At 75.7% G+C, this 3148-nt stretch carries 4 protein-coding genes; all 4 read right to left on the bottom strand.

Going from position 1 to position 3148, the window contains the following annotated elements; all coding sequences use genetic code 11:
• The coding region (locus NON00_RS24245; RefSeq protein ID WP_256025368.1) for an FHIPEP family type III secretion protein at nucleotides 1-975 on the bottom strand (975 nt) is incomplete at its 3' end.
• A gap of 3 nt (nucleotides 976-978) precedes the next feature.
• Nucleotides 979-2427: a sigma-54 dependent transcriptional regulator gene (locus NON00_RS24240; RefSeq protein WP_256025367.1), complete on the bottom strand. Its 1449-nt coding sequence runs from the start codon at nucleotides 2425-2427 to the stop codon at nucleotides 979-981.
• Between the two features lie 2 nt (nucleotides 2428-2429).
• Complete coding sequence (gene fliN, locus NON00_RS24235; RefSeq protein WP_256025369.1) at nucleotides 2430-2732, bottom strand: flagellar motor switch protein FliN; 303 nt, start codon at nucleotides 2730-2732, stop codon at nucleotides 2430-2432.
• A gap of 41 nt (nucleotides 2733-2773) precedes the next feature.
• A partial coding sequence (locus NON00_RS24230; protein WP_256025366.1) for a hypothetical protein occupies nucleotides 2774-3148 on the bottom strand: 375 nt, incomplete at its 5' end.

Raw genomic sequence — 3148 nt, 5'->3', positions numbered from 1 at the left:
GTTCCAGGCCAGGGCGCCGGCGGCGCCGGCCAGGGCGAGGAAGGGCAGGGCCGGCATGCCCGGCATGGCGGCGAGCAGCAGCGCGCTGCCGGCGGCGATGCCGAGCGGCTTGGAGGCGCTGCCGAGCTGGCCGGCCAGCATCTGGTCCGCCCGGCCCTCGCTGCTGCCCTTGGTGACGACGATGCCGGCGGCGACCGAGATCAGCAGGGAGGGGATCTGCGAGACCAGGCCATCGCCCACCGTCAGCGTCGCGAAGGTCTCCGCCGCGTCGCCGAGGGACATGCCGTGGCGGCCGATGCCGATGGCCAGCCCCCCCAGCAGGTTGATGCCGGTGACGATGAGGCCGGCGATGGCATCGCCGCGCACGAATTTCGCCGCGCCGTCCATGGCGCCGTAGAAGCCGCTTTCCTCCTCCAGCTCGCGGCGGCGGCGGCGGGCCTCGGCCTCGTCGATGGTGCCGGCGGAGAGGTCGGCGTCGATCGCCATCTGCTTGCCGGGCATGGCGTCCAGGCTGAAGCGCGCCGCCACCTCGGCGATGCGGCCCGAGCCCTTGGTGACCACCATGAAGTTGACGATCAGCAGGATGGCGAAGACGACGAGGCCGATCAGCACATCCCCGCCCATCAGGAAGGCGCCGAAGGCGGAGATGACGCCGCCCGCCGCCCCCACCCCCTCATGCCCGTGGCTGAGCACGGCGCGGGTGGTGGCGATGTTGAGGGCGAGGCGCAGCAGCGTGGTCAGCAGCAGGATGGTGGGGAAGGCGGTGAAGTCGAGCGGCCGGCGCAGCAGCAGCGCCACCATCAGCACGAGGACGGAGGCGGTGATGGAAATGGCCAGGCCGAGATCGAGCAGCAGCGTCGGCAGCGGCACCAGCATGACGACCATCAGCGCCACGACGCCGAGGGCGAGGCCGAGATCGCTGCCCAGGCGGAACTGCCGCAGCGGCTCGGGCAGGAAGAGGGCGAGGGCGCCCATGCCTCAGCCCGCCACCAGGGCGCGGCCCTCGCCGGGGGCGGGCACCGGCAGGCCGAGGGCGCGGTAGTCCTGCAGCTTGTTGCGCAGGGCGCGGATGGAGATGCCGAGCACCTCCGCCGCCCGCGTGCGGTTGCCCAGGCAATGCGCCAGGGTGCCGAGGATGAGGTCGCGCTCCACCTCCTCCATCCGGCGGCCGACCAGGGCCTCGATGCCGCCGCCGGCCGGCGCGGGCGCGGTGGCGGGCGCGGATGGCGCGGCGGGGACAGGGGTAGGGGTGGGGGTGGCGGGCACGGGCGGCGGCGCGGGCGGCTCCGCCGCCACCGCTGGCGGGGCGGCGGGCAGCGGCGCGCGGCGCAGCTCGATGGCCTCGGGGCCGATCTCGTCGCCCTGGGCCATCAGCACGGCGCGGTGCAGGGCGTTCTCCAGCTCGCGCACATTGCCCGGCCAGGGATGGGCCAGCAGCGCCTGCCGCGCGGCGGCGGAGAGCGGGCGGCGCGGCAGCCCGTTCACCTCGGCATAGCGGGCGGCGAAGAGGTCGGCCAGCGGCAGGATGTCGCCGCGCCGCTCGCGCAGCGGCGGCAGGTGCAGCCGCACCACGTCGAGGCGGAAATAGAGATCCTCGCGGAAGCGCCCGGCGCGCGCCTCGGCCGCCAGGTCGCGGTTGGTGGCGGCGAGGATGCGCACATCCACCTTCACCGGCCGCGTGCCGCCCAGCCGGTCGATCTCGCGCTCCTGGATGGCGCGCAGCAGCTTGGCCTGCAGGCGCAGATCCATCTCGCCGATCTCGTCGAGCAGCAGCGTGCCGCCCTCGGCCTGCTCGAACTTGCCCTTGCGGCTGGCGAGGGCGCCGCTGAAGGCACCTTTCTCATGGCCGAACAGCTCGCTCTCCAGCAGGCTCTCCGGCAGCGCCGCGCAGTTCAGCGCGACGAAGGGGCCGGCGGCGCGGCGCGAGGCGGCGTGGATGCGGCGGGCCATCAGCTCCTTGCCCGTGCCGCTCTCCCCGGTGAGGAGGACGGAGGCCTCGGCGCGGGCCACCTGGTCGGCGCGGGCGAAGAGGGCGAGCATCGCCGGGTCCCGCGCGGCGGGGGGGGCGGCCTCGGCCTCCTCGCCGGCGGCGGCCTGGAGCATGGCGGCGATCAGCTCGGCATCCGGCGGCAGCGGCAGGAAGTCGCGCGCCCCGGCGCGGATGGCGCGCAGGGCGGCGTGCGGGTCGGTCTCCGCCCCGCAGGCGATGACGGGGCAGGCGATGCGCTCCCCCGCCAGGGCGCGCACCAGCCAGCCGATATCGTGGTGCACCTCGCAGAGCACGACATCGGCGCCCTCGGCGCGCAGCCGGGCGAGGGCGCCCGTCACCCCCTCCACCTGGGTGACGGCGGCGCCGCGCGCCTGGGCCATGCGGGCAGCCTGGCCCAGCTCGCGCTCCAGCGCACCGATGATGAGCACCCTGGGCATGGTCAGGCCACCCGGTCGGTCTTGACGATCTCGGTCATGGTCACGCCCAGGCGGTTATCGCCCACCATCACCACCTCGCCGCGGGCGACGAGGCGGTTGTTGACGTAGATGTCCACCGCCTCGCCCAGCTTGCGGTCGAGCTCCACCACCGCGCCGCGGCCGAGCTTGAGCAGCTGGCTCACCTGCATGGTGGCGCGGCCGAGCACGGCCGAGACCTGCACGGGGATGTCGTAGACGGCGTTGAGGTCGCTGGCGGCGCGGCGGGGCTCGCCCTCCATCGCCTCGGGCAGCTCGCTGATCGGCATGGCGCCGCGGACCGGGTCCTGCATCTTGCCTTCCCTTCCTGTCATTCCTGTGGGGCCGTGGCTTCGGCAGCCGTGCCCTGGGGCGCCGGGGCGGGGGGCGGCAGCAGGCCGCACGCCGCCAGGGCGCGGGCGATGGCCGCGCGCCCCGCCGCGCCATGCCGCGCCGCCTCGCCGCCCTGCCAGCGCAGCACCGCATCCCCGGGCTCCAGCTCCGGCGCGGCGGAGACCGTCACCGGCGGCAGGCCCGGGGCGAGGGTGGCGAAGCGGGCGGCGACCGTCTCCACCAGCGCGGGGGCGACCTGCACGGCCACGGCGGGCTCTTCCCGCAGGGCCGGCAGCAGGGCGGCGGCGAAGGCCTCGGCCTCCGCCGCGCCGAAACGGGCCGAGAGCGCCGGCAGCGCGGCGCAGAGCGCGGC

Source organism: Roseomonas sp. GC11 (assembly GCF_024437745.1).
Classification (GTDB): domain Bacteria; phylum Pseudomonadota; class Alphaproteobacteria; order Acetobacterales; family Acetobacteraceae; genus Pseudoroseomonas.
This window is presented reverse-complemented; position numbering and strand designations above follow the sequence as displayed.

Coding starts and splice junctions, on each gene's coding strand:
- fliN (WP_256025369.1), bottom strand. CDS start 2,732: ATGCCGATCAGCGAGCTGCCCGAGGCGATGGAGGGCGAGCCCCGCCGC.
- NON00_RS24240 (WP_256025367.1), bottom strand. CDS start 2,427: ATGCCCAGGGTGCTCATCATCGGTGCGCTGGAGCGCGAGCTGGGCCAG.